Raw genomic sequence first — 25,534 nt, 5'->3', positions numbered from 1 at the left:
AGCACCATGACGCGCACCGCCCTGACCCGCGACGACGTCCTCGACGCCGCTGCCGCGCTCGTCCGGCAGCTCGGCCCCGAGGCGCTGACCATGCGCAAGCTCGCGGCGGAACTGGGCACCGCGGTCACCTCGATCTACTGGCACGTGGGCAACCGCGAGTCGCTGCTCGACGAGCTGGTGGCGCGCACCGTGCGGGAGATGGGCGCTATCGCCCCCACCGGCCGCGGGCCGCTCGACCGGGTGCTGTCCATCGCCCGCGCCCAGCGCCGGATGCTGCGCGACCGGCCGCACCTGATCGCGATGGTGCACGAACGGGGCCTGACCGAGCTGATGTTCCTCCCCGCCCAGCAGGCCCTGATCCGGGAGCTGCACGAGGCGGGGCTGCGCGGGGCGCGGGCCGCGGACGCGCTGCGCGCCATCGAGTTCCACGTCATCGGCTTCGTCCTGGTCGAGCGCAACCGCGAACGCTCGCCCGCCCAGATCCCGGTGGAACAGGACCTGTGGGACAGCGCCACGGCCGGCCACGACCCGGCGCTGGCCCGCGCGCTGACCGACCCGCCCGACCCCGAACGCCTCTTCACCACCACGACGCGCGCCCTGGTCGGTTCGCTGTTGCGTCTCTGAGTGTCAGCGGCGCCCCTTATTCTCAATGACCATGCTGGACAACCGCACCGAGCCGACCGCCGCACCGCCCCCGTGGCCCGCCGCCTACCCGGACGGATATGCCGTGGTCGACGTCGAGACCACCGGTCTGGGCCGCGACGACCGGATAGTGTCCGCCGCCGTCTACCGGCTGGACGCCCGGGGCGAGGTCCAGGACCACTGGTACTCACCGGTCAACCCGCTGCGCGATCCCGGCCCGGTGTGGATCCACGGGCTGACCAGCACGATGCTCGCCGACGCCCCGCTCTTCCCGGAGATCGCCGCCGAGCTGGCCGAGCGGCTGGCCGGCCGGGTCCTCGTCGCGCACAACGCCGTCTTCGACTGGTCGATGCTGGCCCGCGAGTACGCGCGGGCGCGGTCCGCCGCCCCGGTCGAGCAGCGGCTGTGCACGATCGTCCTCGCCAAGGAGCTCCGGCTGCCGCTGGCCAACCACAAGCTGGAGTCGCTCGCCGCGCACTACGGCGTCGTCCAGCAGCGCGCCCACCACGCCCTGGACGACGCGCGGGTGCTCGCCGAGGCGTTCCGCCCCAGCCTGCACCTGGCGGCGGCGGCCGGGATGCCGCTGCCGCTGCACGCCTGCCGGGCGCTGACCGAATGGGTCGACGCCGGGGTGCCGGCGGCCCGCCCGGCGCCGGCCGGCGGGTCGTACGGCTCCTACCGCCCCGGCAGCTGGCGCCCGGCCCGCAAGCGGCCGGCCTGCCCGTACCCCAACCCCGGGCGGCTGGAGCCCGACGGGGCGCTCATGCAGGGCATGCGGGTGGCGTTCTCCGGCGACACCGGGACAGACCGCGAGCTGCTGGAGGACCGGGCGACCGAAGCCGGGCTGCATGTGGCGTCCAGCGTGAGCCGGCTCACGAGCGTGCTCGTCACCAACGACCCGGACTCCCCCACCGGCAAGTCCGTCAAGGCCCGCGCGTTCGGCACCCCCGTCATCGACGAGCGGCGCTTCGCGGAACTCCTCAGGGCGGTGACCCCGGCGCCCGGGGTACACGGCTGATCGAGTGGCGCGGCGGCGACGCGCCCGGCCGCCTGTTGCCCACCGCCCCCGCGCCGCGCAATCTGTGCCCCATGGCCCGTTGTGAAGTGTGCGGAAACGATTACGTCATGAGCTTCGAGGTGCACGCCCAGGGGGCGGTGCACGTCTTCGACAGCTTCGAATGCGCCATCCACCGCATGGCGCCCATCTGCGAGCACTGCCGGGTGCGGATCGTCGGCCACGGCGTCGAGGCCGACGGCCACTGGTACTGCGGTGCGCACTGCGCGAAGGCGGAGGGCGCGCACGGTCTGGTCGACCGGGTCGGCTCCGTCCCCATCTCCTGATCCGTCCCGCATCGACCCGCTATCGGCCGGCACCCCACGACCGAGTACCGTCGTGGGGTGTACCGCTTTCTGCTGTCCCGCCAGTGGGTGATCCTCACCCTGCTCGGCCTGGTCATGATCCCCACGATGGTCAAGCTGGGCTACTGGCAGCTGCACCGCCACGAGCACCGGGTGGCCAACAACCACCTGATCAGCCAGAACGTCAAGGCGGCCGCCGTCCCCGTCGAGGAGCTGGCGGCGCCCGGCAGGGCGGTGCCCCGCAAGGACCTGTACCGGACGGTCAGCGCGCACGGTCACTACGACACGGCGCACGAGGTCGTCGCCCGCCAGCGCACCGCGGCCGACGGGCAGAAGAACGGGTACCACGTCATCACCCCGCTGGTGCTGGACGACGGCAGGGCGGTCCTGGTCAACCGCGGCTGGATCGACGCCGACGGCGGGCTCACCACGCTGCCGAGGATCCCGGCCGCCGCGACGGGCGAGATCACCGTCACCGGGCGGCTGCGCCCCGACGAGACGAGTTCGAGCACCGGGATCAGGAACAAGAGCGGGCTGCCCGACCGCATGATCATGCTCATCAACTCCGCCGACCTGGCGCAGGACAGCCCCCGGCCGCTGCTCGGCGGCTACCTGGAGCTGGCCACCACCGCGCCCAAGCCCTCCGGGCCGCAGCCGGAGCTGATCCCGGAGCCGGACGACTCCAGCATCGGCCCGCACATGGCGTACGCGATCCAGTGGTGGCTCTTCTCCGCGATGGTCCCGGTCGGCTGGATCATTCTGGTGCGCCGCGAGCGCAAGGAGCGCGCCGCAGGGCAGGAGTCCGAGAAAGGCGTTCCGGTCGCGGTGTAGGCGCGTCCCCGGCACGCTACGACCAGCAGTGTGGACGAAAGGCGGCCCAGTGCCAGGACTGATCGAGGACTACGCGCTCATCGGCGATCTGCAGACCGCGGCGCTGGTCGGCAAGGACGGCTCCATCGACTGGCTGTGCCTGCCCCGCTTCGACTCCGCCGCGTGCTTCGCGGCGCTGCTCGGCGACGAGGAGAACGGCCAGTGGCGGATCGCCCCGGCCGGCGCGGATCAGTGCACCCGGCGCGCGTACCGCGGCGACACCCTGGTGCTGGAGACGATCTGGGAGACCGGGACCGGCACGGTCAAGGTCATCGACTTCATGCCGCAGCGCGACCACGCCCCCGACGTCATGCGGATCGTGGAGTGCGTCTCGGGCACCGTGCAGATGCGCGGCGAGCTGCGGCTGCGCTTCGACTACGGCAGCATCGTGCCCTGGATGCGACGGTCCAACGGCCACCGCATCGCGGTCGCGGGGCCCGACTCGGTCTGGCTGCGCAGCTATCCCGCGCAGCTGCCGATGTACGGCAAGAACTTCTGCACCTACGCCGACTTCACCGTCTCGGCGGGCGAGCAGGTCGCCTTCGTCCTGACCTGGCACCCGTCCCACGAGACGCGGCCGCGCCGGATAGACCCCTACGAGGCGCTGGCGACCAGCGTCGAGGACTGGGAGAAGTGGTCGGCGCAGTGCACCTACGACGGCCCCTGGCGCGACGCCGTGCTGCGCTCGCTGATCACCCTCAAGGCGCTCACCTACGCGCCCTCCGGCGGTATCGCCGCGGCCGTCACGACGTCGCTGCCGGAGGAGATCGGCGGGGTGCGCAACTGGGACTACCGCTACTGCTGGCTCCGCGACGCGACCCTGACGCTCAACGCGATGGTCTCCAGCGGCTACCTCCAGGAGGCCTCGAAGTGGCGTGACTGGCTGCTGCGCGCGGTCGCCGGGGACCCCGCCGACCTGCAGATCATGTACGGGATCTCGGGCGAGCGGCGGCTGCCCGAGTACGAGGTGCCGTGGCTGGCGGGGTACGAGGCGTCCGCCCCGGTCCGCATCGGCAACGCCGCGGCGGGGCAGCTGCAACTCGACGTCTACGGCGAGGTCCTCGACTCGCTCTTCCTCGCGCGCGACAGCGGGCTCGCCGACGACAAGCACGCCTGGAGCCTGCAGCGCGCCCTGATGGACTTCCTGGAGTCCAACTGGCGCGAGCCGGACGAGGGCCTGTGGGAGGTCCGCGGCAGCCGCCGGCACTTCGTGCACTCCAAGGTGATGGCGTGGGTCGCCGCGGACCGCGCGGTCCGCACCGTGGAGGCCCAGCCCAAGCGCGGCGGGGACCTGGCCGGCTGGCGGGCCATGCGCGACCAGGTGCACCTGGAGGTGTGCAAGCGCGGCTACGACAACGAGCGCGGCACGTTCACCCAGTTCTACGGCTCCACCCAGCTCGACGCGGCGACGCTGCTCATCCCCCAGGTCGGCTTCCTGCCCGCCACCGATCCGCGCGTGATCGGCACGGTCGACGCGGTGCGCAAGGACCTGGACCTCGGCGGGCTCGTCCGCCGCTACTCCCTGGACGAGAAGGCCGTGGACGGCCTGCCCGGCCAGGAGGGCGCCTTCCTGGCCTGCTCGTTCTGGCTCGCCGACGCGCTGCACTCGACCGGCCGCGAGCGGGAGGCCCGCGAGCTGTTCGGGCACCTGCTGAGCCTGCGCAACGACGTCGGGCTGCTCGCCGAGGAGTGGGACCCGGTCGCGCGCCGCCAGCTCGGCAACTTCCCGCAGGCGTTCAGCCACATCGGGCTCGTCAACACCGCGCTGCACCTGTCCGGGGGCCGCAGCTCCGGGGCCCGTGAGGGAGCATGAGGGCATGGATCTCGAACTGAAGGACCGGGTGTACATCGTCACGGGCGCCACCCGCGGGCTGGGCCTGGCGGCCGCCCGCGAGCTGGCGGCCGACGGCGCGAAGCTCATCGTGACCGGACGCTCGCAGGAGTCGGCCGACGCGGCGGCCGACGCGCTGGGCGGCCCGGGCAACACCGTCGGGCTGGCCGCCGACAACACCGACGCGCAGACCCCGGACCGGCTCATCGGCGCCGCCCGCGAGGAGTTCGGACGGCTGGACGGCGTGCTGATCAGCGTCGGCGGCCCGGCCGTCGGCCGGACCGAGGACATCACGGACGACCAGTGGCGGGACGCGTTCGAGACGGTCTTCCTGGGCGCGGTCCGGCTGGCCCGGGCCGCCGCGGCGGCGCTCGGCGAGGGCGGGGTGATCGGCTTCGTGCTCTCCGCGTCGGTGTACGAGCCCCTCACGGGCCTCACCGTCTCCAACGGGCTGCGGCCGGGGCTGGCCGGCTTCGCCAAGAACCTCGCCAACGAGCTGGGGCCGCGCGGCATCCGCGTCGTCGGACTGCTGCCGTCCCGGATCGACACCGAGCGGGTGGCGGAGCTCGACGCCATCGGCGGCGACGCGGCGGCCTCCCGCGCCCGGCACAGCGCCGGCATCCCGCTGCGCCGCTACGGCACCCCGGAGGAGTTCGGCCGCGCCGCGGCCTTCCTGCTCTCCCCCGCCGCCTCGTACCTGACGGGCATCATGCTCCCGGTCGACGGCGGCGCCCGGCACGGTTTCTGAGCTGCGGCGCGCGCGGGCCCTCGCGGCCCGCCGCGCGCCGGCGGCGGTTCAGCTGACCCGGCTGGCCCGGTGCTTGACGGCCCGCAGCCGCGCCTCGGCCGGCAGGTGGTCGAGCCCGGCGGAACCGCCGGCCCGCCGCAGGATCTCGGTGTCGAGCCGGGAGACGACGCTGTCGGGCGCGGCGTGCGGCGCCAGCGCGAGCGTCAGCCGCGCGCGGGGCGCGGAGCGCTTGCCGGTCAGCGTGGCCCCGGCCCGGTCCACCCCGTGCAGTGCCTCGGTCTCGGTGACCAGGACGTCCTCCAGGGCCCGGCCGCGCAGGACCGCGTCCTGCCCGTCCCGGCTGTCGACGCGCAACTGGCGCATCCGGTGGCTGCGCAACTGCGCCAGGAACCACCACAGGGCCGCCAGCACCAGCACGCCCAGCGCGGCCAGCACGGTGGGCCACCACCATCCGTCGTCCCGGTAGCGGGTGCGCTCGCGGGCGGTCAGGAGCACGTCGTCCGGCCCGTCGAAGGGCCACTTGTCCGGAAGCGTGAAGCCCCAGCGGCGCTGCAGGTCGAGACTGCCGACCAGCACGGCGAGGCCGGCGACCAGCAGGAACAGGCCGGTCAGTGCCAGCAGGATCCGGTTGAGGGTGCTGCGCATCGGCGGATCAGCCCTTCTGGGCGCGCTGGACGGAGACGGTCAGGGCGGGCGGACGGGCCAGCCCGAGCTGGACGAGGCCCTCGTTCAGGGCGGTCCCCAGGTCGGCGCTCACCTCGTCCAGGTCGCGGAAGTGGGACGCGGCGCGGGCCTTGATCCGGCGGCGGCCGACGCGGACCCGGCAGGTGTGGACGCCGGAGACCTCCATCGCCCGGTCGCGCAGCGTCAGTTCGGCCGCGTGCCGGTCGAGCCCGGCGCGCACCCCCGTCGTGCTGCGGCGCATCGGCAGGATGTCGCGCAGCCCGGGGGTCACGGCCAGGACGATCAGCCACAGGCCGATCAGCGCGGCGACCGCGGCGCAGGTGACGACGAGCCAGTCGTCCAGCGGGCGGGTGGCCAGTTCCCGGGCCAGCCGGGGCCGCCACCCCATCGGGGCGCGGTCGGCGCGGACCGCGGCGATGTCGTAGAGCAGGATGCCGGCGGCGCCCAGCACCACCAGCGCGGTCAGCGCCGACGGGACCCTGCGCTGCGACCAGAACCGGGACGCCCGGCCGGCGGGCGGCTCGGCGGGGACCTCGGGGGGCTCGGGGCTGGACCCGTCCGGCCGGTCCGGGTCGTAGGAGCCGACGACCGGCAGCCGCCGCGTATCGCCCCCGGGTTCGGACTCCGCGCCGGTGGTGCTCACAGCACCCTCCCCTCGCTCTGCCGCCGCGCTGTCGCGGAGTGCAGTCGCTCGATCTCGACGGCGACCTCGGGTACCTCCATACCCGTCAGTGCCCGGACCCGGTCCGCGACATGGCGGCGCACCGAGCCGCAGACCCTTCCGAGATCACCCGGATAGCCCAGTTCCACCGACAACCGCACCCGCGCGGTCTCCTTGCGCACCGAGACCGACGCGTGCGGCGTGCGGTCCGGCGGCACGAGCCCGGACTCCGGCACGTCCGCGAGCACCTCGGACGCGGCCCGAGCGGCGATCTTGGCGACCACCCGGTCGGCGATCCGGAGCGCGCCGCGCTCCGCGGCCGGCAGGGCGACCGGGGCCGCGGCTGCCATCACCGGCGCCGGTCGCGGCTGCGGAAGAACTCTCCGGGCTCCAGGTCGCCGTCCAGGAACTTCCCGGCCACGAAGCCGACCGCGCCGAGCGCGGCCACCAGCAGGAACGCGCCGAAGCCGCCGAAGTACCCGGCGAAGCCGAGCGCCATGCCCACGATCAGTCCGACCAGTGACATCCTCATCGTCCGTCCACCGTCCTCGCCTCAGCGCTGTCGCCGGCGGTGCCGGCCACCCGTGTACCCGTCCGCACGGTCGTCACTGGACCCTCTGCTCGCGGTCGTCCTCGTCGTCGTCCTCGGGCAGCTTCACGTCGCCGACGGCGATGTTGACCTCGACGACCTCCAGGCCGGTCATCCGCTCGACGGCGGCGACCACGTTCTCCCGCACCGCGCGGGCCACTTCGACGATGGACACCCCGTACTCGACGACGATGTCCAGGTCGAGCGCGGTCTGCACCTCGCCGACCTCCGCCTTCACCCCGCGGGTCACGGACTTGCTGCCGGGCACCCGGTCGCGCACGGCACCGAAGGTGCGGGCGAAGCCGCTGCCCATCGCGTGCACGCCGAGCACGTCGCGCGCGGCCAGCCCGGCGATCTTCTCGACCACGCCGTCCGCGATGGTGGTCCTGCCGCGGGTCGCGGGGTCGCCGAGCGGCGCCCGGCGGCCGGGCACTCCCGCGCCCGTGCCCTTCTCCAACGTCTTGCCTTCGCCCACGGCCGCGGGGCCGTCCGGCTCGGAGATGTTGCGCTGTGCCGCCTCGGTCATCGCGAGTCGTCCCTTCGTCTGGGCTGCTCCGTGCACCACACTATGTCCGCATGCCCTACCGCGCCGCCGAGATGCGGCCAGGAGGCGTGGTGCGCACCGCCGTTCGGGTGGTGCGCGACGAAGGAGGCGGAGACCGGTGACTGTGGACCGTTTGACCCGTGCGGTACGGGAGCAGATCGCGTTCGGGCGCGTGCTGCCGCTCGGCGGGGTGGGAGACGGTGTCTGGATCACCGAGAGCGCGGCCGCCGACGCGCTGCGCGGAGCGGTGTCCGGGCTCCCCGGCGTACGGGTCGGCTCGCTGCGCATCACCCCGGAGGGGGACGGACCGCGAGCGGAGCCGGCTACGGAGGTGGAGCGAACCGCGGCCGGAACCGGCGCGGCCCTCGTACCGCCGAGCGCGGTGGCGCCCGGCCCGCTGCGCCTGTCGGCGGCCTTCGAGGCCGCCATCGACCGGCCGTTGCCCGCCACCGCGGAGGGGTTGCGGTCCGCCCTGTGGGACGCGGCCCACGAACTGCTGGGGCTGCCCGTCGCGTCGGTGGACCTCGATGTCACCGGCCTGCTGGAGCTTCCCGCCGGACCGGGTGCGCCCGTCCTCGATCCCGCGCCGGTGCCCGCGGTCGAGGGCCCGTCGGGCACCGTGGACCACGACGTGGAGGGGGCCGGACCGGCACCCGCCGGTGACCCTGTGGTCGTCGCCGCGCTGCTGGTGCCGGGCGTCGCCCGGGTGACCTCCCGGCTCGGCGGCTTCGCGTCCGGGATCCGCACGGCCGACGCCGGCGACCCGCCGGCCCGCGAGGTCCGGGTGCAGATCGCGGTCGTGCCCGGCCACCGCGCGCTGGACGTGGCCCGCGCGGTGCGCACGGCGGTCACGCGGGCCGCGGAGCCCGGTGCGCCCGGTCCGGTGACGACGGCGGTCGTGGTCACCGCCTTCGGGTGACCACGACCGGACGCGCGTCATAGGGACGCCGTACGGGGAACCAGTCGTACGGAGGACCGGCCGTACGCAGGACTACTCGCCGACGCCGGCGAGGTCGCGCAGCCGGCGGCCCTGGGCGGCGCGCTCGGCGGGCCGCTGCTCCTCGTAGGAGCGGCCGACGGCGCCCTGCAGCAGGGCCTTGGTCTCGATGACGGCGTCACGGGGCGCGGCGAGCAGCGCACCGGCGAGGTCGCGGACGGTCGCGTCCAGCTCGGCAGCCGGGACGACCAGGTTGGCCAGGCCGAGGCGCTCGGCCTCCGTGCCGTGCACGAAGCGCCCGGTGGCGCAGATCTCCAGGGCCCGCGCGTAGCCGACGAGGTCGACGAGCGGCTTGGTGCCACCGAGGTCGGGAACCAGGCCGAGGCTCGTCTCGCGCATGGCGAACTGCGCGTCGTCCGCGCACACCCGCAGGTCGCAGGCGAGGGCGAGCTGGAAGCCGGCGCCGATGGCGTGGCCCTGGACGGCGGCGATGCTCACGATGTCGCTGCGCCGCCACCAGGTGAACGCTTCCTGGTACTCGGCGATCGTCTCGTCGAGCAGCTTGTCGGAACCGCGCGCGAGGTCGATGAACGACGGCTCGCCGTCGAAGCCCTCGGGCGTGAAGGCCTGCCGGTCGAGTCCGGCGGAGAAGGACTGGCCTTCGCCGCGGAGCACGACGACGCGTACGTCGCCCGGCAGGAGCCGGCCGGCTTCCGCCAGCGTCCGCCACATGGCGGGCGACTGGGCGTTGCGCTTGGCCGGATTGCACAGTGTGACGGTCGCGACGGAGTCGTCGGCGGTGAGCCGTACTCCGTCACGCTCGAGCAGCACGGTGGGGTCGGGCATCGGGCACCTCCGAGCGAACCACGGAATTGATTACCGAAGAGTAACCACCCGGTCGACACGGTCGTCGACCGGGTGGGCACGCCGGGAATCCGGCTCGCGGGAGATGCCCTGCCCGTCAGGCCGTAGCGGCCTTTGACTTGCCTCGTGTCGCACCGCCGCGACCGCGAAGGGTCACGCCGGACTCGCTGAGCATCCGGTGCACGAATCCATAGGAGCGGCCTGTTTCCTCGGCCAACGCCCGGATGCTCGCACCGGAGTCGTACTTCTTCTTCAGGTCTGCCGCGAGCTTCTCGCGCGCGGCGCCGGTTACCCGGCTGCCCTTCTTCAGAGTCTCGGCCACCCGTGCCTCCTCTAGGGAAGTGCGCTCTGGACTCTCATGATCACCCCTAGGCGGCTTCCTGGCCACCCATTCGGCAAGGTCCGTACGACAACATTTGAACCGGGGACCTTTTTTCGGCGGCCGGGTGGCACGGGAAGATCCCCGAATTCGGCCGTCGCTTTCCGGACAATTGTCCGAGCGTCTCGAAAAGGGGCAGGTCATCCATGGTCGGTAAGGAGTTTCCCGACGTCACGCCACTGATCGACTCGGGACGGCACCCATACCGCGCCACCGGGTGGCGCGGTATGAGCTCGTCTCACACAGATGATGGATCACCCGTAGGCCGAATGATCCACTCGTAAGTGATCAGGCGGGCCGATCCGGCGGTCAGGCCAGCGAGACCAGATCCGCGTAGTCCTCGCCCCAGAGGTCCTCGACCCCGTCGGGCAGCAGGATGATCTTCTCGGGCGCCAGCGCGTGCACCGCGCCCTCGTCGTGCGTCACCAGGACGACGGCACCGCTGAAGGTGTGCAGCGCGCCGAGGATCTCCTCGCGGCTGGCCGGGTCGAGGTTGTTGGTGGGCTCGTCGAGCAGCAGCACGTTCGCGCTGGAGACCACCAGCGAGGCGAGCGCCAGCCGGGTCTTCTCACCGCCGGACAGGACACCGGCCGGCTTGTTCACGTCGTCGCCGGAGAACAGGAACGAGCCGAGGATCTTGCGGATCTCGACCAGGTCGGTGTCCGGGGCGGCCGAGCGCATGTTCTCCAGGACCGTGCGGTCCGGGTCCAGCGTCTCGTGCTCCTGGGCGTAGTAGCCGAGCTTGAGGCCGTGGCCCGGCTCGATCTTGCCGGTGTCGGGCGTCTCGACGCCCGCCAGCAGGCGCAGCAGCGTCGTCTTGCCGGCGCCGTTGAGGCCCAGGATGACGACCCGCGAGCCGCGGTCGATGGCCAGGTCGACGTCGGTGAAGATCTCCAGCGAGCCGTACGACTTGGACAGCCCGGTCGCCATCAGCGGGGTCTTGCCGCAGGGCGCGGGGTCCGGGAAGCGGAGCTTGGCGACCTTGTCCGAGACGCGGACGGCGTCGAGGCCGGCCAGCAGCCGGTCGGCGCGCTTGGCCATGTTCTGCGCGGCGACGGTCTTGGTCGCCTTGGCGCGCATCTTGTCGGCCTGCGAGTTGAGCGACGCGGCCTTCTTCTCGGCGTTGCTGCGCTCGCGCTTGCGGCGCTTCTCGTCGGCCTCGCGCTGGGCCTGGTACAGCTTCCAGCCCATGTTGTAGACGTCGATCGCGGTGCGGTTGGCATCCAGGTAGAAGACCTTGTTGACGACCGTCTCGACGAGCTGGATGTCGTGGGAGATCACGATGAAGCCGCCGCGGTACGTCTTGAGGTAGTCGCGCAGCCACGCGATGGAGTCCGCGTCCAGGTGGTTGGTGGGCTCGTCGAGCAGCAGGGTGTCGGCGTCGGAGAACAGGATCCGCGCCAGCTCCACCCGGCGCCGCTGGCCGCCGGACAGGGTGTGCAGCGGCTGGCCGAGTACCCGGTCGGGCAGTCCGAGGGCGGCGGCGATGGTGGACGCCTCGGCCTCGGCCGCGTAGCCGCCCTTGGTGAGGAACTCGGTCTCCAGGTTGGAGTACTTCCGCATCGCCTTCTCGCGGGTGGCGCCCTTGCCGTTCGCCATCCGCTCCTCGTTCTCGCGCATCTTGCGCAGGACGGAGTCCAGATCGCGGGCGGAGAGGATGCGGTCGCGGGCGAGGGTGTCCAGATCGCCGGTGCGCGGGTCCTGCGGGAGGTAGCCGACCTCGCCGGAGCGGGTCACGGTGCCGCCGGCGGGCTGGCCCTCACCCGCCAGGACCTTGGTGAGGGTGGTCTTGCCGGCGCCGTTGCGGCCGACGAGGCCGATGCGGTCGCCCTTGGCGATACGGAAGGAGGCGGACTCGATGAGGATGCGGGCTCCAGCACGCAGCTCAAGACCGGTGGCAGTAATCACGGGAAAAGCTCCAGGGCATGGCGAACGACAGAAAGGGGCGCGGGAGGGTCGTACGCCGCCGGCTAATGAACGAGAGGGACTGCCATACAGGCCAGTCTACCGGGGCGTGGCAAGCCGGTTGTTGCCCGTCACAGGGCGACGGGGTGCTACGGGGCCGGGTCCGTGGGCCGCGAACAGGGGACTTTCCCGAGCGCCGGTGTGGGGCACATCACCATCCGGCCGCCGTCGGGCACCGAGGCGGTGCGGCCCGCCGGGGGCCGCACCGCTCGACCGGATCCTCAGACGCCGCCGGTGTGCACCTGGAAGGCGGCCCGGCGGACGGCCTTGGCCACGGCCGGGTCCGGGTGCGCGGCGGCCAGCGCCACCAGCACCTGGACGGTACGGGGGTGCCCCGCGCCGCGGATCTCCACCAGCAGCGCCCGCACCGAGCCCTGCACGGCCGCGTCGAGGTGGCTGACGAGCAGCTGCCCCTCGCCGTGGTCGGCGACGGCCGCGGCGGTGTCCACCCACAGCCAGGCGGTCTCCTCGCGGGTCAGCAGCCCCGCGACGGCCTCCGGGTCGTCGCCGTCCTGCTCGGCCAGCCACAGCAGCGCGTACGGCCGCAGTGTCGGCTCCTCCGACGCCGCGCGCACGGCGGGCTCGGCGGGCGCCCCGACCACCCGGAGCGCCTCGAAGGCCAGGCCGCGCAGCAGCGCGTCCTCCCCGCGGGCGGTCTCCAGCAGCTCGGCGACGGCCAGTCCGGCGGGCCGGGCGGCGAGCCAGGCCCGGTACTCGGCGCGGGCCGGGCCCGGGGAGAGCCGCGCGCAGGCGCGCAGCATCTTCTCCGCGGGCTGCTCGATGTGGCCGGCCGGGCCCTGGGCGGCCACGCAGATCTGCTCCAGCTTGACCCAGACCGCCCAGTTGCCGAGCGGGGTGAGCGCGACCTCCTGGAGGTCGGAGCACGCGTCGCGCGGCTGCAGCGCCCCGACTCCGGCGACCGCGTCGAGCACCCAGTCCAGGAGCGCGGGCAGCGGGTCGTGGGCGTCGTCGGCGGGCGGCTCGTGCCGTTCGGTCCGCAGCTCCGCGACCCGCTGGCGCAGCAGGTCGAGCAGGGTGTCGACGGGCACCGGACCCGAGGACAGGTGCAGGAACGACAGCAGCTGGGGGGCGGCCTCGACGACCTCGGCCACCAGCGAGGGGTCCGCCCCGGCGAAGTCGCCGGGGGGATGCGCGAGGGACCAGGCGTCGAAGAGCGCGACCCAGCCGCGCAGCACGGCGGTGTTGTCGCGGTCCCAGGCGCGCAGCCGCCAGCCGGGGCGGGCGGTGCCCTGGTGGAGTTCGATCAGGCCGGCGAGCCGGGCCCGGTCCCAGCCGGACCGGATCTGCCGTTCCGTCAACTCCAGCTCGGCTGCCGCCTGCTGGACGTCGGCGTCGGAGAGTATCCCGGTCGGGCAGGCGGTGCCGGAGCCCGCCTCCGACCAGCGCGCGAGGCGGACCGTGTCGCCGAGTTCGGCACGCGCCTGGCGCGCGAGCTCGGCGAGCGCGGGCGTGCCTTCGGGCGGCCGCGGCGGCCGGGAGCGCCGCGCCGTCGCCGTGGGGCGGGCGGCGGAGCCCCCCACGGCGAAGGCCAGGGAAGGTCGTCGGGGGACAAGACGGAGCGGAGTGTCTCGCGAAGTACGGGACGTCACTGGAGCAGTGTCCCGGGTGAGGCCCCAGAATCCCAAACGCGCTCCGGGGCGCCGCCCCTCACCCTGTGCTCCCGGACCCGCGCCGAGCGCTACATCAGCGGGGTCAGAAAACGCCGCAGCGCCTCTTCGTACGCGGCCGGGTCGACGTTCCACATAGCGCTGTGGGAGGCGCCGGCAACGGTGTGCAGCGTCACCAGATCCGGTCGCCTCGCGGCGAGTTGACGCGATCCTGACCAGGACGAGAGGGTGTCGTCCGGGCCGTGCACCACGAGGGTGGGGACGCTGAGGCGGGCGGGGTCCGCGGCGTCCGCGATGCGTTCCGCATGCAGCCCCGTGCGGCCCTCCGCAGCGCGCACCCCGAGCGGCACGAGGGCTCCCGGCACGCCGTGCGAAAACGCGGCGGCGCGCACGGTCGACTTCCAGTCCAGAACGGGCGAATCGAGGATCAGCCCGCTGATCCGGTTCCGCAGCGCCGAGTGGTCGGCGGCCCGCAGGGCCATCGTGGCGCCCGTCGAGAACCCGTAGAGCACGAACCGCTCGGCGCCGTACTCCACCGCGTACCGCATCGCCGCGTCCAGGTCGCGCCACTCGGTGTCGCCGAGGTGGCCGAGGCCGTCGGGCGAGGCCGGGGCGCCGGGGTCGTTGCGGTAGGCGAGGTCGAGCACCGGGAAGCGGTGGCCGCTGAGGGCGGGCAGCACGTTGAGCGGGAGTTCGCGGGTCGTGCCCAGGCCGTGCACGGCGATCACCCAGGTCGGGCGGACGCCGGGCACGAACCACGCGGGCAGCGGGCCCAGTTCGCCCGGCACCAGCACCTCGGCGTAGTCGAGCCCGAGGGCGGCGCGCGGGTCGCCCGCGTGCACCTGGGCCGTCAGCCGCACCTGGGTGCCGGGGTCCAGCGCGCCGCTGTAGACGCGGTCCAGGCGGCGGGCGACCGTGTCGGGCGTCGTCCACAGCACCTCGCCGACCGCCGCGTGCACGCCGTCGCCCGTCAGGCCGTAGACACCCGGCCGCAGGGAGACCTGCGCGCGCGTCATGGTGACCTGGCCCGCCGCGGTGGCGTGGACGGTGAGCCGCCCGTCCGGCTCCACACTGTCGGGCGACGGCTTGAGGGCGAGGTCGGACACGTACCGTCCGGCCGCCACAGCGGCCGCCCCGGCACCGAGCACGGTGGTGGCGGCCACGGCCGCCACGGTTCGCTTACGCATCGGTACCAGTGTCGACCGGGCGGCCCGATGCGGCCAGTGGACGTCGGCCGCCCGTGTCAGCGGCGGCCACCGGGGCGGTGTCAGCCGGGCTGGCCGTAGCCGCGCAGCCGGCCGGCCGCCTCGTCCATCTGCGCGTCCGACAGCAGCGCGGGGCTCAGCCCGGGGACCGAGCGGGCGGTGAGCCAGACCCGGCACATCCACTCCAGCTGCGCCGTCCGGTCGTACGCCTGGTCCAGCGTCCGCCCGTACGCGACCGTGCCGTGGTTGCGCATCAGGCACGCGCTGCGGTCGCGCAGCGCCTCCAGCACCCGCTCGGCCAGCTCGTCCGTGCCGTAGAGGGCGTACCCGGCGACCCGGACCGGGCCGCCCATCGTCGCCGCCACGTAGTGGACCGACGGCAGCTCGTCGACCAGCGTCGAGACGGCGGTGGCGTGCACCGCGTGGGTGTGCACGACGGCCCGCGCGTCCGTGCCGCGGTAGACGGCCAGGTGCATCGGCAGCTCGCTGGTGGGGCGCAGCCGCCCGGAGACCTGCCGGCCGTCCAGGTCGACGGCGACGGCGTCGACCGGTCCGAGCCGGTCGTAGGGCACGCCGGTCGGGGTCACCAGCACCAGGTCGCCCACGCGGACCGAGACATTGCCGGACGTACCGACCACCAGGCCGTCCGCCACACTGCGCCGGGCCGTGGCGACCAGGTCCGACCAGGCTTTCTCCAGGGCATCGCGCATCCGTCGATCCTTACAGGTTGGCCGTTGCCGCGTGCTCGCGGGGCGCAGTAGCGTCCGGCACACCACCGGCCGCACAGCACGGCCGCACCGGATCGCACACGGATTGCAGGGGCATCATGACCACCGTCAACGGCGGCATCTCCTTCTGGTACTCGCGGACCGGCGTGCCCGTGCCCCGCGAGCCGCTGCCCGGGGACACGACCGCCGACGTCTGCATCGTCGGCGGCGGCTACACGGGGCTGTGGACGGCCTACTACCTGAAGAAGGCCGTGCCGTTCCTGCGCATCATCGTGCTGGAGCAGAAGTTCTGCGGCTACGGCGCATCCGGGCGCAACGGGGGCTGGCTCTACAACGGAATCGCCGGGCGGGACCGCTACGCGAAGCTGCACGGGCACGACGCGGCCGTCGCGCTGCAGCGCGCGATGAACGAGACGGTGGACGAGGTGGTGCGGGCCGCCGCCGAGGAGGGCATCGACGCCGACATCGTCAAGGGCGGGGTGCTGGAGGTGGCGCACTCCCCCGCGCAGCTCGCCCGGCTGAAGGCCTTCCACGAGGCGGAGGTGGCCTTCGGCGAGAAGGACCGGCTGCTGCTGGGGGCGCGCGAGTCCGCCGAGCGGATCCGGGTCGCCGGGACCTCCGGCGGCACCTGGACGCCGCACGGCGCTCGTATACAACCGGTGAAGCTGCTGCAGGGGCTGGCGCGGGCCGTCGAGGCGCTGGGCGTGGTGATCCACGAGTCGACCGCGGTGACCGCGATCAGGCCGAAGCACGCGGTCACCGCGTACGGCACCGTGCGCGCCCCGTACGTGCTGCGCTGCACGGAGGGCTTCACCGCGTCGCTCAAGGGGCAGAAGCGGTCCTGGCTGCCGATGAACTCCTCGATGATCGCCACCGAGCCGCTGCCGCGGGCGATCTGGGACACCATCGGCTGGGACGGCCGCGAGACCCTCGGCGACATGGCGCACGCGTACATGTACGCGCAGCGCACCGCCGACGACCGGATCGCGCTGGGCGGTCGCGGGGTGCCGTACCGCTTCGGCTCGCGGACCGACAACGACGGGCGCACCCAGCCGGCCACGGTCGAGGCGCTGCGCGAGATCCTGGTCCGCTTCTTCCCCGCGACCGCCGGGGCGGCCATCGACCATGCCTGGTCAGGGGTGCTGGGTGTGCCGCGCGACTGGTGCGCGAGCGTGACGCTCGACCGGGCCACCGGGCTCGGCTGGGCGGGCGGCTACGTCGGCAGCGGCGTCGCGACGGCGAACCTGGCGGCGCGCACGCTGCGCGACCTGGTGCAGCTGGACTCGGGCCAGGGCCACGGCACGGAGCTGACGGCGCTGCCCTGGGTCGGGCACCGGGTGCGGCGCTGGGAGCCGGAGCCCTTCCGCTGGATCGGGGTGCACGGGATGTACGCGGCCTACCGCGGCGCGGACCGCCGGGAGCTGGCCGGGCGCAGCGCCGGGACGGACCCGGTGGCGCGCGTCGCGGACCGGATCTCCGGACGGCACTAAGCGGAATCCGCGGACGGTTTCGTACCAATTTTCCGGGTGGCGCCGGCCCCGGTGGCGAGCTGCTAAGGGGCCGGGTTCCCGTGGGGCGCCTGAACCGTCCCAACACCCGTCGTGGCCTGAAGAATCGGGTGCCCGGACACCGGCACCACGCAGCCGCCGCCAGTTAACCTTCCGTTCACCCAGGCTCCGTACGGTCGCCATCGCCACTGTCCGATCAAACGATTGCCTGGGTAAATGGAACACATCACGCTCCTGATCGGAATCGTGATCGTGACCGCTCTCGTGTTTGACTTCACGAACGGTTTCCACGACACCGCCAACGCGATGGCCACCACCATCTCCACCGGCGCACTCAAGCCCAAGACGGCGGTGGCCATGTCCGCCGTGCTGAACCTCGTCGGCGCCTTCCTCTCCGTGGAGGTCGCCAAGACCATCTCCGGCGGCATCATCGACGAGAGCGCCGGGATCCGGCCCGAAGTCATCTTCGCGGGCCTGGTCGGCGCCATCGTCTGGAACATGCTGACCTGGCTGGCCGGGCTCCCGTCCAGCTCCTCCCACGCACTGTTCGGCGGCCTGATCGGCGCCACCCTGGTCTCCGTCGGCGCCCACGGCGTCAACGGCGACAAGGTCGTCATGAAGGTCCTGATCCCGGCGCTCGCCGCCCCGATCGTCGCGGGCCTGGCGGCGATGCTCGCCACCAAGCTCACCTACCGCATCGGCCGCAACAGCGACCCGAAGGCGACCGCCAAGGGGTACCGGGCCGGGCAGATCGCCTCGGCCGGCCTGGTCTCGCTCGCGCACGGCACCAACGACGCGCAGAAGACCATGGGCGTCATCACCCTCGCGCTGATCACCGGCGGCGTCGTCGCCCCGCACGCCGACCCGCCGATGTGGGTCATCGTCTCGGCGGGCACCGCCATCGCGCTCGGCACCTACCTCGGCGGCTGGCGCATCATCCGCACCATGGGCAAGGGCCTCACCGACATCGAGGCGCCGCAGGGCTTCGCCGCCCAGACCGGCGCGGCGGCCACCATCCTGGCCTCCTCGCACCTCGGCTTCGCGCTCTCCACCACCCAGGTCTGCTCCGGCTCCGTCATGGGCTCCGGCGTCGGCCGCAAGGGCGCCGTGGTCCGCTGGAGCACCGCCGGCCGCATGGTCGCCGCCTGGGGCCTGACGCTGCCCGCCGCCGGCCTGGTGGCCGCCGGAGCCGCGCTGCTGGCCGACCAGGGCAGTTGGGGCGTCACCGCGGTCGCCGTGCTGGCGCTCACCGCCTGCACCGCGATCTGGCTGGCCTCGCGCCGCAAGCCGATCGACCACAGCAACGTCAACGAGCTCCCGGCCGAGTCGCAGGGTGCGGTCACCGCCGCCATCGCGGCCGTCAGCCCGCCGCCCGCCGGCCACGTCGCCCCGCTCGCCGCGACCATCCCGGCCCCCGCGGTCATCACCACCGCCGACGCCACGCCGGCCACGGCCTGATCCCGGCCCGGAAGGAATCCGCACCATGCAGATCGACTGGCAGGCCCTCGGCACCGTCCTCGGCGTCACCCTCGCGGTGACCATCGGGCTGGTGGGCGTCTTCACCCTCGGCATCGTCGGGCTCGCCAAGCGGGAGTCCGCCGACGGCGCCGCCGCCTCCGGCGGAACCGCCGCCCTGACCCGGACCGGCGCCTACGCGTGCTTCGCGCTCTGCGCGGCGGCCGTCGCGTACGGCATCTTCCTGATCGTCGCCTGATCCCCGCCTGATCCCCGCTCGACCGCCGGCGTCGCCGGCGCGGCACCGCCGAAGGCCCGCACCCCGCACCGCGGGTGTGGGCCTTCGCACATCTTCCGTCGCAGGTCAACAGTGAGTTGACGGGGTTCCCGGCACGTGGTGGACTGCCCGGTGCCATACGGCGGCAGGAGAGGAAGTCCGGTGCGAATCCGGCGCGGTCCCGCCACTGTCACCGGGGAGTGCACCCCACCCGAACACCACGGCCGAGCGATCGGCCGGTCGGAGCGGGGTGCGCGCATCCGGGAGCCAGGAGACTCTCCGCCGCCGGTCACGTCGAACCAGGGCGCGGACCCTGAGTGAGGACTCCTGCCATGCCCGGCCGCCGTCGTACCCCACCGGATTCCCAGGCCCTGTCCCGTCGAGGCATGACGGCGGGCTGACGCCGTGCGCGCCGGACACGCCCTCGCGTGCGGCACCGCCCTCGGCCACCTCGCCGACCTGATCGCCGGAGATCCGCGCCGCGGCCACCCGGTCGCCGGGTTCGGACGTGCCGCGGCCGCCGCCGAACGCCGCCTGTGGCGCGACCACCGCGGCAGCGGCGCGCTCTGGACGGCGCTGTGCGCGGGCGGCGCGACCGCCGCCGCCGCGCTCGCCGCCCGCTCCGTACGCTCCTCCCCCGCCGCCGCCATCGCGCTGACCGCGACCGCCACCTGGTCGGTGCTGGGCGGCGCCTCGCTGGGCCGCGAAGCGCTGGCCATCGGCTCCGCGCTGGAGGCGGGCGACCTGGAGGTGGCGCGCGAGCGGCTGCCGAACCTGTGCGGCCGCGACCCGCAGTCGCTGGACGCCGCGCAGATCGCGCGGGCCGTCGTGGAGTCCGTCGCCGAGAACACCTCGGACGCCGTCGTCGGCGCCCTGGTGTGGGGCGCGGCCGCCGGGGTGCCGGGGCTCGTCGGCTTCCGCGCGGTCAACACCCTGGACGCGATGGCCGGCCACAAGTCGCCGCGCTACCGCCGGTTCGGCTGGGCCGCCGCCCGCCTCGACGACGTCGCCGGCTGGCCCGGCGCCCGGCTGACCGCCGTCCTCGCCACCCTCGCCGGCCCCGACCCGCGCGGCGCGCTGCGGGTCTGGCGCGCCGACGCCGCCGGCCACCCCAGCCCCAACGCGGGCCCCGTGGAAGCCGCGTTCGCCGGCGCCCTGGGCGTCCGGCTCGGCGGCACGCTCGCCTACGCCGGCCGCGTGGAGCACCGCGCCGTGCTCGGCCCGGCAGGCCGGCCGCCCGAAGTCGCCGACATCGCCCGCGCCGTACGGCTCTCGCGCCGCGTCGGCGCGCTGGCGCTGGCGGTCTGCGTCGGCGGGCGGCTGGCCGCGACCGCGCTGTCACCGTCCCCCCAGGGAGGAACCCGATGAGCGGAACGCGTCCCACCGGCGGAGGGCTGCTGGTCGCCGGGACCACGTCCGACGCGGGCAAGAGCGTCGTCACGGCCGGCATCTGCCGCTGGCTGGTCCGGCAGGGCGTGAAGGTCGCGCCCTTCAAGGCGCAGAACATGTCGCTCAACTCGTTCGTGACGCGCGAGGGCGCCGAGATCGGCCGGGCACAGGCGATGCAGGCGCAGGCCGCCCGCGTCGAGCCGACGGCGCTGATGAACCCGGTGCTGCTCAAGCCGGGCGGCGACCGGACCAGCCAGGTCGTGCTGATGGGCCGGGCCGTCGGCGAGATGAGCGCCCGCGGCTACCACGGCGACGGCGGGCGCGGCAGCGCACTGCTGCCCACCGTGGTGGAGTGCCTGGCCGAACTGCGGGGCACGTATGACGCGGTGATCTGTGAAGGGGCGGGCAGTCCGGCCGAGATCAACCTGCGGCGGAACGACATCGTCAACATGGGCCTGGCCCGCGCCGCCCGGCTGCCGGTCGTGGTGGTCGGGGACATCGACCGGGGCGGCGTCTTCGCCTCGTTCTTCGGCACCACGGCGCTGCTGAGCGCCGAGGACCAGGCGCTGCTCTGCGGCTACCTCGTCAACAAGTTCCGCGGCGACGTCTCGCTGCTGGAGCCGGGCCTGGACATGCTGCGCGGGCTGACCGGCCGCTCGGTGTACGGGGTGCTGCCGTTCGCGCACGGGCTGGGCATCGACGAGGAGGACGGACTGCGCGTGTCGATGCGCGGCGCCGTCCGCGAGTCCGTCACCGCCGCGCCGCACGGCGCGGACCTGCTGCGGGTCGCGGTCGTCGCCGTGCCGCTGATGTCGAACTTCACCGACGTGGACGCGCTGGCCGCCGAACCGGGCGTCGTGGTGCGCTTCGTCGACCGGCCGCAGGAGCTCGCCGACGCCGACCTGGTGGTGCTGCCCGGCACCCGGGGCACCGTCAGGGCGCTGGCCTGGCTGCGCGAGCGCGGGCTCGCCGACGCGATCGTCCGGCGGGCGGCCGAAGGCCGTCCGGTGCTGGGCATCTGCGGCGGCTACCAGATGCTCGGCGAGGCCATCGAGGACGACGTCGAGTCGCGCGCCGGCCGCGTCGACGGGCTCGGACTGCTGCCCGTCCGCGTCCGGTTCGCGGCGGAGAAGACGCTGGCCCGGCCGGTCGGTGAGGCGCTCGGCGAGCCCGTGGAGGGGTACGAGATCCACCACGGGGTCGCGGAAGTCCTCGGCGGCGACGGGCCGTTCATGACCGGCGACCGGGGGCGCGCGCTGGACGGCTGCCGGTCGGGCGCCGTCTGGGGCACCCACTGGCACGGCTCGCTGGAGAGCGACGGCTTCCGCCGCGCCTTCCTGCGCCGGATCGCCGACCAGGCGGGGCGGCGGTTCGTCCCCGCCCCCGACACCTCCTTCGGGGCGCTGCGCGAGGAACAGCTCGACCGCCTCGGCGACCTGATCGAAGAACACGCGGACACCGCCGCGCTCATGCGGCTCATCGAGGACGGCGCACCCGCCGGCCTCCCCTTTATCGCTCCGGGGGCACCGTGACCACCGTTCTGCTTCTGTCCACCGCCGACACCGACCTGCTGGCGGCCCGCGCCTCCGGGGCGGGGTACCGGATCGGCAACCCGACCCGGGTCTCCCCCGACGACCTGGCCGCGCTCACCGAGGGCGCGGACATCGCCGTCGTGCGGCTGCTCGGCGGCAAGCGCGCCTGGGAGGACGGGCTCGCGGCGCTGCGCGCGTCGGGCATCCCGACGGTGCTGCTCGGCGGGGAGTCGGTGCCGGACGCCGAACTCATGGCGGAGTCCTCGGTGCCGGCGGGCGTCGTCGCGGAGGCGCTGCGCTACCTGGTCGAGGGCGGCCCGGCCAACCTCGTGGAGCTGACCCGCTTCCTGTCGGACACCGTCCTGCTGACCGGCGAGGGCTTCGAGGCGCCCGCCGCCATGCCGCAGTACGGGACGCACGGCGCGTACCCGTTCACCGAGGGCCGCCCGACCGTCGGCGTGCTCTTCTACCGCGCCCACGAACTCTCCGGGAACACCGGCTTCGTGGACACGCTCTGCGCCGCGATCGAGGCGAAGGGCGCCAACGCGCTGCCGGTGTACTGCGGGACGCTGCGCGGCGCCGACGAGGGCCTGTACGCGCTGCTGGGCCGGGCGGACGCGCTGGTCGCGACCGTCCTGGCGTCCGGCGGCACCCGCGCCTCCGACGCCTCGGCGGGCGGCGACGACGAGGCCTGGGACATCGGCGCGCTCGCCGACCTGGACGTGCCCGTCCTCCAGGGCCTGTGCCTGACGTCGTCCCGCGCGGCCTGGGAGGCCTCCGACGCGGCCCTGTCGCCGATGGACGCGGCGATGCAGGTCGCCATCCCGGAGTTCGACGGCCGGCTGATCACCGTCCCCTTCTCGTTCAAGGAGACCGGCGAGGGCGACGTGCCGGTCTACGTCGCCGACCCCGAACGCGCCGCGCGCGTCGCCGGGATCGCGGTGCGGCACGCGGTGCTCAAGCACAAGCCGAACCCGGAGAAGAAGCTCGCGGTCGTCTTCACCGCGTACCCCACCAAGCACTCGCGGGTCGGCAACGCCGTCGGCCTCGACACCCCCGCGTCGGCCGTCGGCCTGCTGGACGCGCTGCGCGGCGCCGGGTACGCCGTCGACGGCTACCCCGACAACGGCGACGAGCTGATCCACCGGCTGATCGCCGCCGGCGGCCACGACGTCGAGTGGCTCACCGAGGAGCAGCTGTCCGCCGCCCCCGCCCGGGTCCCGCTCGCCGACTACCAGCGGTGGTTCGCCACCCTCGACCCCGAGCTGCGCGCCGGGATGCTGGAGCACTGGGGGGAGCCGCCGGGCACCCTCTACCTCGACGGCGACGACATCGTCCTGGCGTCCCTGCGGTTCGGGAACGTCGTGGTGATGATCCAGCCGCCGCGCGGCTTCGGGGAGAACCCGATCGCGATCTACCACGACCCGGACATGCCGCCCTCGCACCACTACCTGGCGGCCTACCGCTGGCTGGACAACACCTTCGGCGCCGACGCGATCGTCCACATGGGCAAGCACGGCACCATGGAGTGGCTTCCCGGCAAGGGCCTCGGCCTGTCGGCGGGGTGCGCGCCGGACGCGGTGCTGGGCGAACTGCCGCTCGTCTACCCGTTCATCGTCAACGACCCGGGCGAGGGCACCCAGGCCAAGCGGCGCGGCCACGCCACCGTCGTCGACCACCTGGTGCCGCCGATGGCGCGCGCCGACACCTACGGCGACCTCGCCAAGCTGGAACAGCTCCTGGACGAGTACGCGCTCGTCTCCGACCTGGACCCGACGAAGACCCCGGCCGTCCGCAGCCAGATCTGGACGCTGGTGCGGGCCGCCGAGCTCCACCACGACCTGCACGTGGACGACCAGCCCGACGAGGACGCCTTCGACGAGTTCGTCATGCACATCGACGGCTGGCTCTGCGAGATCAAGGACGTGCAGATCCGCGACGGCCTGCACATCCTCGGCGGCGGCCCCGTCGGCGAGCCCCGCGTCAACCTGGTGCTGGCCATCCTGCGCTCCTCCCAGGTGTGGGGCGGCGTCGGCGCCGCGCTGCCGGGCCTGCGGGCCGCGATGGCCGAGGCGTTCGGCCTGGAGGAGAAGGCGCTGCTCGCCGAGCCCGGCGCCCGGGTGGCGGTGCCGGCCGCGCTGACCGCGCTGGTGGAAGGGCCCGCCCGGACCGCCGCCGACGCCGTCGACCTGCTGGAGACGCTCGCGCGGCGGCTGGCCGGGGCGATGGAGGAGTCCGGCTGGAGCCGGTCGGCCGCGGCGCCGATCGTCAAGGACGTGCTGGGCACCGAGGTCGTGGACGCCGTCCGGATCCTGGAGTTCGCCGCCGAGGAGGTCGTGCCCCGCCTGGAGCGCACCACCGACGAGATCGACAACATCCTGCGCGCGCTGCGCGGCGGCTACGTGCCGGCCGGGCCGTCCGGGTCCCCGACCCGCGGCCTGGTCAACGTGTTGCCGACCGGCCGCAACTTCTACTCCGTCGACCCGAAGGCGATCCCGTCCCGGCTCGCCTGGGACGTCGGCACGGCGCTCGCCGACTCGCTGCTGGCGCGGCACCTCGCCGACACCGGTGCGTACCCGAAGTCCGTCGGCCTGACGGTGTGGGGCACGTCCTGCATGCGCACCCAGGGCGACGACATCGCCGAGATCCTCGCCCTGCTGGGCTGCCGCCCGGTCTGGGACGACGCCTCGCGCCGGGTGACGGGCTTCGAGGTGGTCGGCCTGGAGGAGCTGGGCCGGCCGCGCATCGACGTGACGGTCCGCATCTCCGGCTTCTTCCGCGACGCCTTCCCGCACGTCATCCAGCTGCTGGACGACGCGGTGCGGGCCGTCGCGGAGCTCGACGAGCCCGCCGACTCCAACTACGTCCGCGCCCACGCGGACGAGGACACCGCGGAGCACGGCGACCGCCGCCGGGCCACGGCCCGCATCTTCGGCTCCAAGCCCGGCGCCTACGGGGCCGGCCTGCTGCCGCTGATCGACGCCCGCAACTGGCGCTCCGACGCCGACCTCGCCGAGGTCTACGCGGTCTGGGGCGGCTACGCGTACGGGCGCGGCCTGGGCGGGCGCGCGGCGCGCGGGGACATGGAGCAGGCGTTCCGCCGGATCCAGGTCGCGGCGAAGAACATCGACACGCGCGAGCACGACCTGGTCGACGCCGACGACTACTTCCAGTACCACGGCGGCATGGTGGCGATGACGCGCCACCTGACGGGCGTCTCCCCCGCCGCCTACGTCGGCGACAGCGCCACCACCGACCAGGTCAAGACCCGCACCCTCGGCGAGGAGACCCACCGCGTCTTCCGCGCCCGCGTGGTCAACCCCCGCTGGATGGCCGCTATGCGCCGCCACGGCTACAAGGGCGCCTTCGAGATGGCCGCCACCGTCGACTACCTCTTCGGGTACGACGCGACGGCGGGCGTGGTGGACGACTGGATGTACCAGCGCCTGGCGGCGGAGTACGTGTTCGACAAGGAGAACCAGGACTTCATGCGGCGCTCCAACCCCTGGGCGCTGCGCGGCATCACCGAGCGCCTGCTGGAGGCCGCGGAGCGGCAGCTGTGGGCGGAACCGGAGCAGGAGACCCTGGACCAGCTCCGTGCGATCTACCTCGAGCTCGAGGGCGATCTGGAGGGAGACGCGTGAGCTTCCCCGGGACCTCCGCCCGCGCGGAGACGGTTCACTCGTCCCGCGGAGCGCGCAGGGGTCGGACGGCCCACCGCCGCGTCGGCGGAGAACCC

The 25,534-nt window shown here is 73.9% G+C and carries 24 protein-coding genes and 1 riboswitch; of the genes, 13 read left to right on the top strand and 11 right to left on the bottom strand.

All coding sequences use genetic code 11. The annotated features are described in order from the left end of the window. Positions 1 to 6: 6 nt before the first annotated feature. The 6 genes from ABZ721_RS21420 to ABZ721_RS21395 all read left to right on the top strand — a co-directional run bounded on the left by ABZ721_RS21420 (position 7) and on the right by ABZ721_RS21395 (position 5,450). Positions 7 to 624: a TetR family transcriptional regulator gene (locus tag ABZ721_RS21420; RefSeq protein ID WP_358790229.1), complete on the top strand. Its 618-nt coding sequence runs from the start codon at positions 7 to 9 to the stop codon at positions 622 to 624. A gap of 31 nt (positions 625 to 655) precedes the next feature. After that, entirely contained in the window at positions 656 to 1,660 is a 1,005-nt protein-coding gene (locus tag ABZ721_RS21415) for a DEDDh family exonuclease (RefSeq protein ID WP_358790228.1), read from the top strand. A gap of 71 nt (positions 1,661 to 1,731) precedes the next feature. Beyond that, a complete protein-coding gene (locus ABZ721_RS21410) occupies positions 1,732 to 1,983 on the top strand; it encodes a hypothetical protein (RefSeq protein WP_358790227.1) in 252 nt (83 codons plus the stop codon). A gap of 57 nt (positions 1,984 to 2,040) precedes the next feature. Beyond that, on the top strand, positions 2,041 to 2,832 hold the full coding sequence (locus ABZ721_RS21405) for an SURF1 family protein (protein ID WP_358790226.1): 792 nt from the start codon (positions 2,041 to 2,043) through the stop codon (positions 2,830 to 2,832). Positions 2,833 to 2,860: 28 nt separating this feature from the next. Further along, positions 2,861 to 4,684: a glycoside hydrolase family 15 protein gene (locus tag ABZ721_RS21400; RefSeq protein WP_358790225.1), complete on the top strand. Its 1,824-nt coding sequence runs from the start codon at positions 2,861 to 2,863 to the stop codon at positions 4,682 to 4,684. Positions 4,685 to 4,688: 4 nt separating this feature from the next. Then, positions 4,689 to 5,450 (top strand): SDR family oxidoreductase, encoded by a 762-nt coding sequence (locus ABZ721_RS21395; protein WP_358790224.1) that lies wholly within the window; start codon positions 4,689 to 4,691, stop codon positions 5,448 to 5,450. Between the two features lie 48 nt (positions 5,451 to 5,498). Here the strand turns inward: ABZ721_RS21395 and amaP are convergent, their stop codons facing one another. The 5 genes from amaP to ABZ721_RS21370 all read right to left on the bottom strand — a co-directional run bounded on the left by amaP (position 5,499) and on the right by ABZ721_RS21370 (position 7,910). After that, the gene (amaP, locus tag ABZ721_RS21390) at positions 5,499 to 6,095 is read right to left on the bottom strand and encodes an alkaline shock response membrane anchor protein AmaP (protein WP_358790223.1); all 597 of its coding nucleotides are present in this window, start codon (positions 6,093 to 6,095) and stop codon (positions 5,499 to 5,501) included. A 7-nt stretch (positions 6,096 to 6,102) separates the two neighbouring features. Then, positions 6,103 to 6,777 (bottom strand): DUF6286 domain-containing protein, encoded by a 675-nt coding sequence (locus ABZ721_RS21385; protein ID WP_358790222.1) that lies wholly within the window; start codon positions 6,775 to 6,777, stop codon positions 6,103 to 6,105. Beyond that, entirely contained in the window at positions 6,774 to 7,145 is a 372-nt protein-coding gene (locus ABZ721_RS21380) for an Asp23/Gls24 family envelope stress response protein (RefSeq protein ID WP_358790221.1), read from the bottom strand. The genes ABZ721_RS21385 and ABZ721_RS21380 overlap by 4 nt, the downstream gene beginning before the upstream one ends. After that, on the bottom strand, positions 7,145 to 7,327 hold the full coding sequence (locus ABZ721_RS21375; protein WP_269272279.1) for a hypothetical protein: 183 nt from the start codon (positions 7,325 to 7,327) through the stop codon (positions 7,145 to 7,147). Before ABZ721_RS21375 ends, ABZ721_RS21380 begins: the two co-directional genes overlap by 1 nt. A 73-nt stretch (positions 7,328 to 7,400) precedes the next feature. After that, positions 7,401 to 7,910, bottom strand: a complete 510-nt coding sequence (locus ABZ721_RS21370; protein WP_358790220.1) for an Asp23/Gls24 family envelope stress response protein — start codon at positions 7,908 to 7,910, stop codon at positions 7,401 to 7,403. 136 nt (positions 7,911 to 8,046) lie between these two features. Between ABZ721_RS21370 and ABZ721_RS21365 the strand changes: the two genes are divergently transcribed. After that, the gene (locus tag ABZ721_RS21365) at positions 8,047 to 8,847 is read left to right on the top strand and encodes a hypothetical protein (protein WP_358790219.1); all 801 of its coding nucleotides are present in this window, start codon (positions 8,047 to 8,049) and stop codon (positions 8,845 to 8,847) included. Positions 8,848 to 8,919: 72 nt separating this feature from the next. On the opposite strand, the gene ABZ721_RS21360 is transcribed toward ABZ721_RS21365, so the two are convergent. From ABZ721_RS21360 to ABZ721_RS21335, 6 genes are all read right to left on the bottom strand, one after another. Then, complete coding sequence (locus tag ABZ721_RS21360; protein ID WP_358790218.1) at positions 8,920 to 9,711, bottom strand: enoyl-CoA hydratase/isomerase family protein; 792 nt, start codon at positions 9,709 to 9,711, stop codon at positions 8,920 to 8,922. 115 nt (positions 9,712 to 9,826) lie between these two features. Then, a complete protein-coding gene (locus ABZ721_RS21355) occupies positions 9,827 to 10,051 on the bottom strand; it encodes a helix-turn-helix domain-containing protein (protein WP_187144825.1) in 225 nt (74 codons plus the stop codon). A gap of 366 nt (positions 10,052 to 10,417) precedes the next feature. Beyond that, on the bottom strand, positions 10,418 to 12,016 hold the full coding sequence (locus tag ABZ721_RS21350) for an ABC-F family ATP-binding cassette domain-containing protein (RefSeq protein ID WP_358790217.1): 1,599 nt from the start codon (positions 12,014 to 12,016) through the stop codon (positions 10,418 to 10,420). Positions 12,017 to 12,294: 278 nt separating this feature from the next. Further along, positions 12,295 to 13,626, bottom strand: coding sequence for a hypothetical protein (locus ABZ721_RS21345; protein ID WP_358790280.1), 1,332 nt, complete (start codon positions 13,624 to 13,626; stop codon positions 12,295 to 12,297). A gap of 146 nt (positions 13,627 to 13,772) precedes the next feature. Further along, positions 13,773 to 14,888 carry an alpha/beta fold hydrolase gene (locus ABZ721_RS21340; protein ID WP_358790216.1) on the bottom strand — a complete coding sequence of 372 codons (1,116 nt, stop codon included), beginning with the start codon at positions 14,886 to 14,888 and terminating at the stop codon, positions 13,773 to 13,775. Between the two features lie 80 nt (positions 14,889 to 14,968). Then, a complete protein-coding gene (locus ABZ721_RS21335) occupies positions 14,969 to 15,616 on the bottom strand; it encodes a class II aldolase/adducin family protein (RefSeq protein ID WP_358790215.1) in 648 nt (215 codons plus the stop codon). Between the two features lie 116 nt (positions 15,617 to 15,732). On the opposite strand from ABZ721_RS21335, the gene ABZ721_RS21330 reads away from it, so the two are divergent. The 6 genes from ABZ721_RS21330 (at position 15,733) to cobN (ending at position 25,439) form a co-directional block, all read left to right on the top strand. Next, positions 15,733 to 17,124, top strand: coding sequence for an FAD-dependent oxidoreductase (locus ABZ721_RS21330; protein WP_358790214.1), 1,392 nt, complete (start codon positions 15,733 to 15,735; stop codon positions 17,122 to 17,124). A gap of 234 nt (positions 17,125 to 17,358) precedes the next feature. Next, complete coding sequence (locus ABZ721_RS21325) at positions 17,359 to 18,600, top strand: inorganic phosphate transporter (RefSeq protein ID WP_358790213.1); 1,242 nt, start codon at positions 17,359 to 17,361, stop codon at positions 18,598 to 18,600. A gap of 25 nt (positions 18,601 to 18,625) precedes the next feature. Beyond that, on the top strand, positions 18,626 to 18,856 hold the full coding sequence (locus ABZ721_RS21320) for a hypothetical protein (protein ID WP_358790212.1): 231 nt from the start codon (positions 18,626 to 18,628) through the stop codon (positions 18,854 to 18,856). Positions 18,857 to 19,024: 168 nt separating this feature from the next. Further along, positions 19,025 to 19,152, top strand: a riboswitch (cobalamin riboswitch). A 127-nt stretch (positions 19,153 to 19,279) separates the two neighbouring features. Beyond that, positions 19,280 to 20,242, top strand: coding sequence for a cobalamin biosynthesis protein (locus ABZ721_RS21315; protein ID WP_358790211.1), 963 nt, complete (start codon positions 19,280 to 19,282; stop codon positions 20,240 to 20,242). Then, positions 20,239 to 21,795, top strand: coding sequence for a cobyric acid synthase (locus ABZ721_RS21310; protein WP_358790210.1), 1,557 nt, complete (start codon positions 20,239 to 20,241; stop codon positions 21,793 to 21,795). Before ABZ721_RS21315 ends, ABZ721_RS21310 begins: the two co-directional genes overlap by 4 nt. After that, entirely contained in the window at positions 21,792 to 25,439 is a 3,648-nt protein-coding gene (gene cobN / locus ABZ721_RS21305) for a cobaltochelatase subunit CobN (RefSeq protein WP_358790209.1), read from the top strand. The genes ABZ721_RS21310 and cobN overlap by 4 nt, the downstream gene beginning before the upstream one ends. Positions 25,440 to 25,534: the final 95 nt, after the last annotated feature.

Source organism: Streptomyces sp. NPDC006733 (assembly GCF_040636125.1).
Classification (GTDB): domain Bacteria; phylum Actinomycetota; class Actinomycetes; order Streptomycetales; family Streptomycetaceae; genus Actinacidiphila.
The sequence above is the reverse complement of the archived record's forward strand: the minus strand, read 5'-3'. Positions and strand labels throughout refer to the sequence as shown.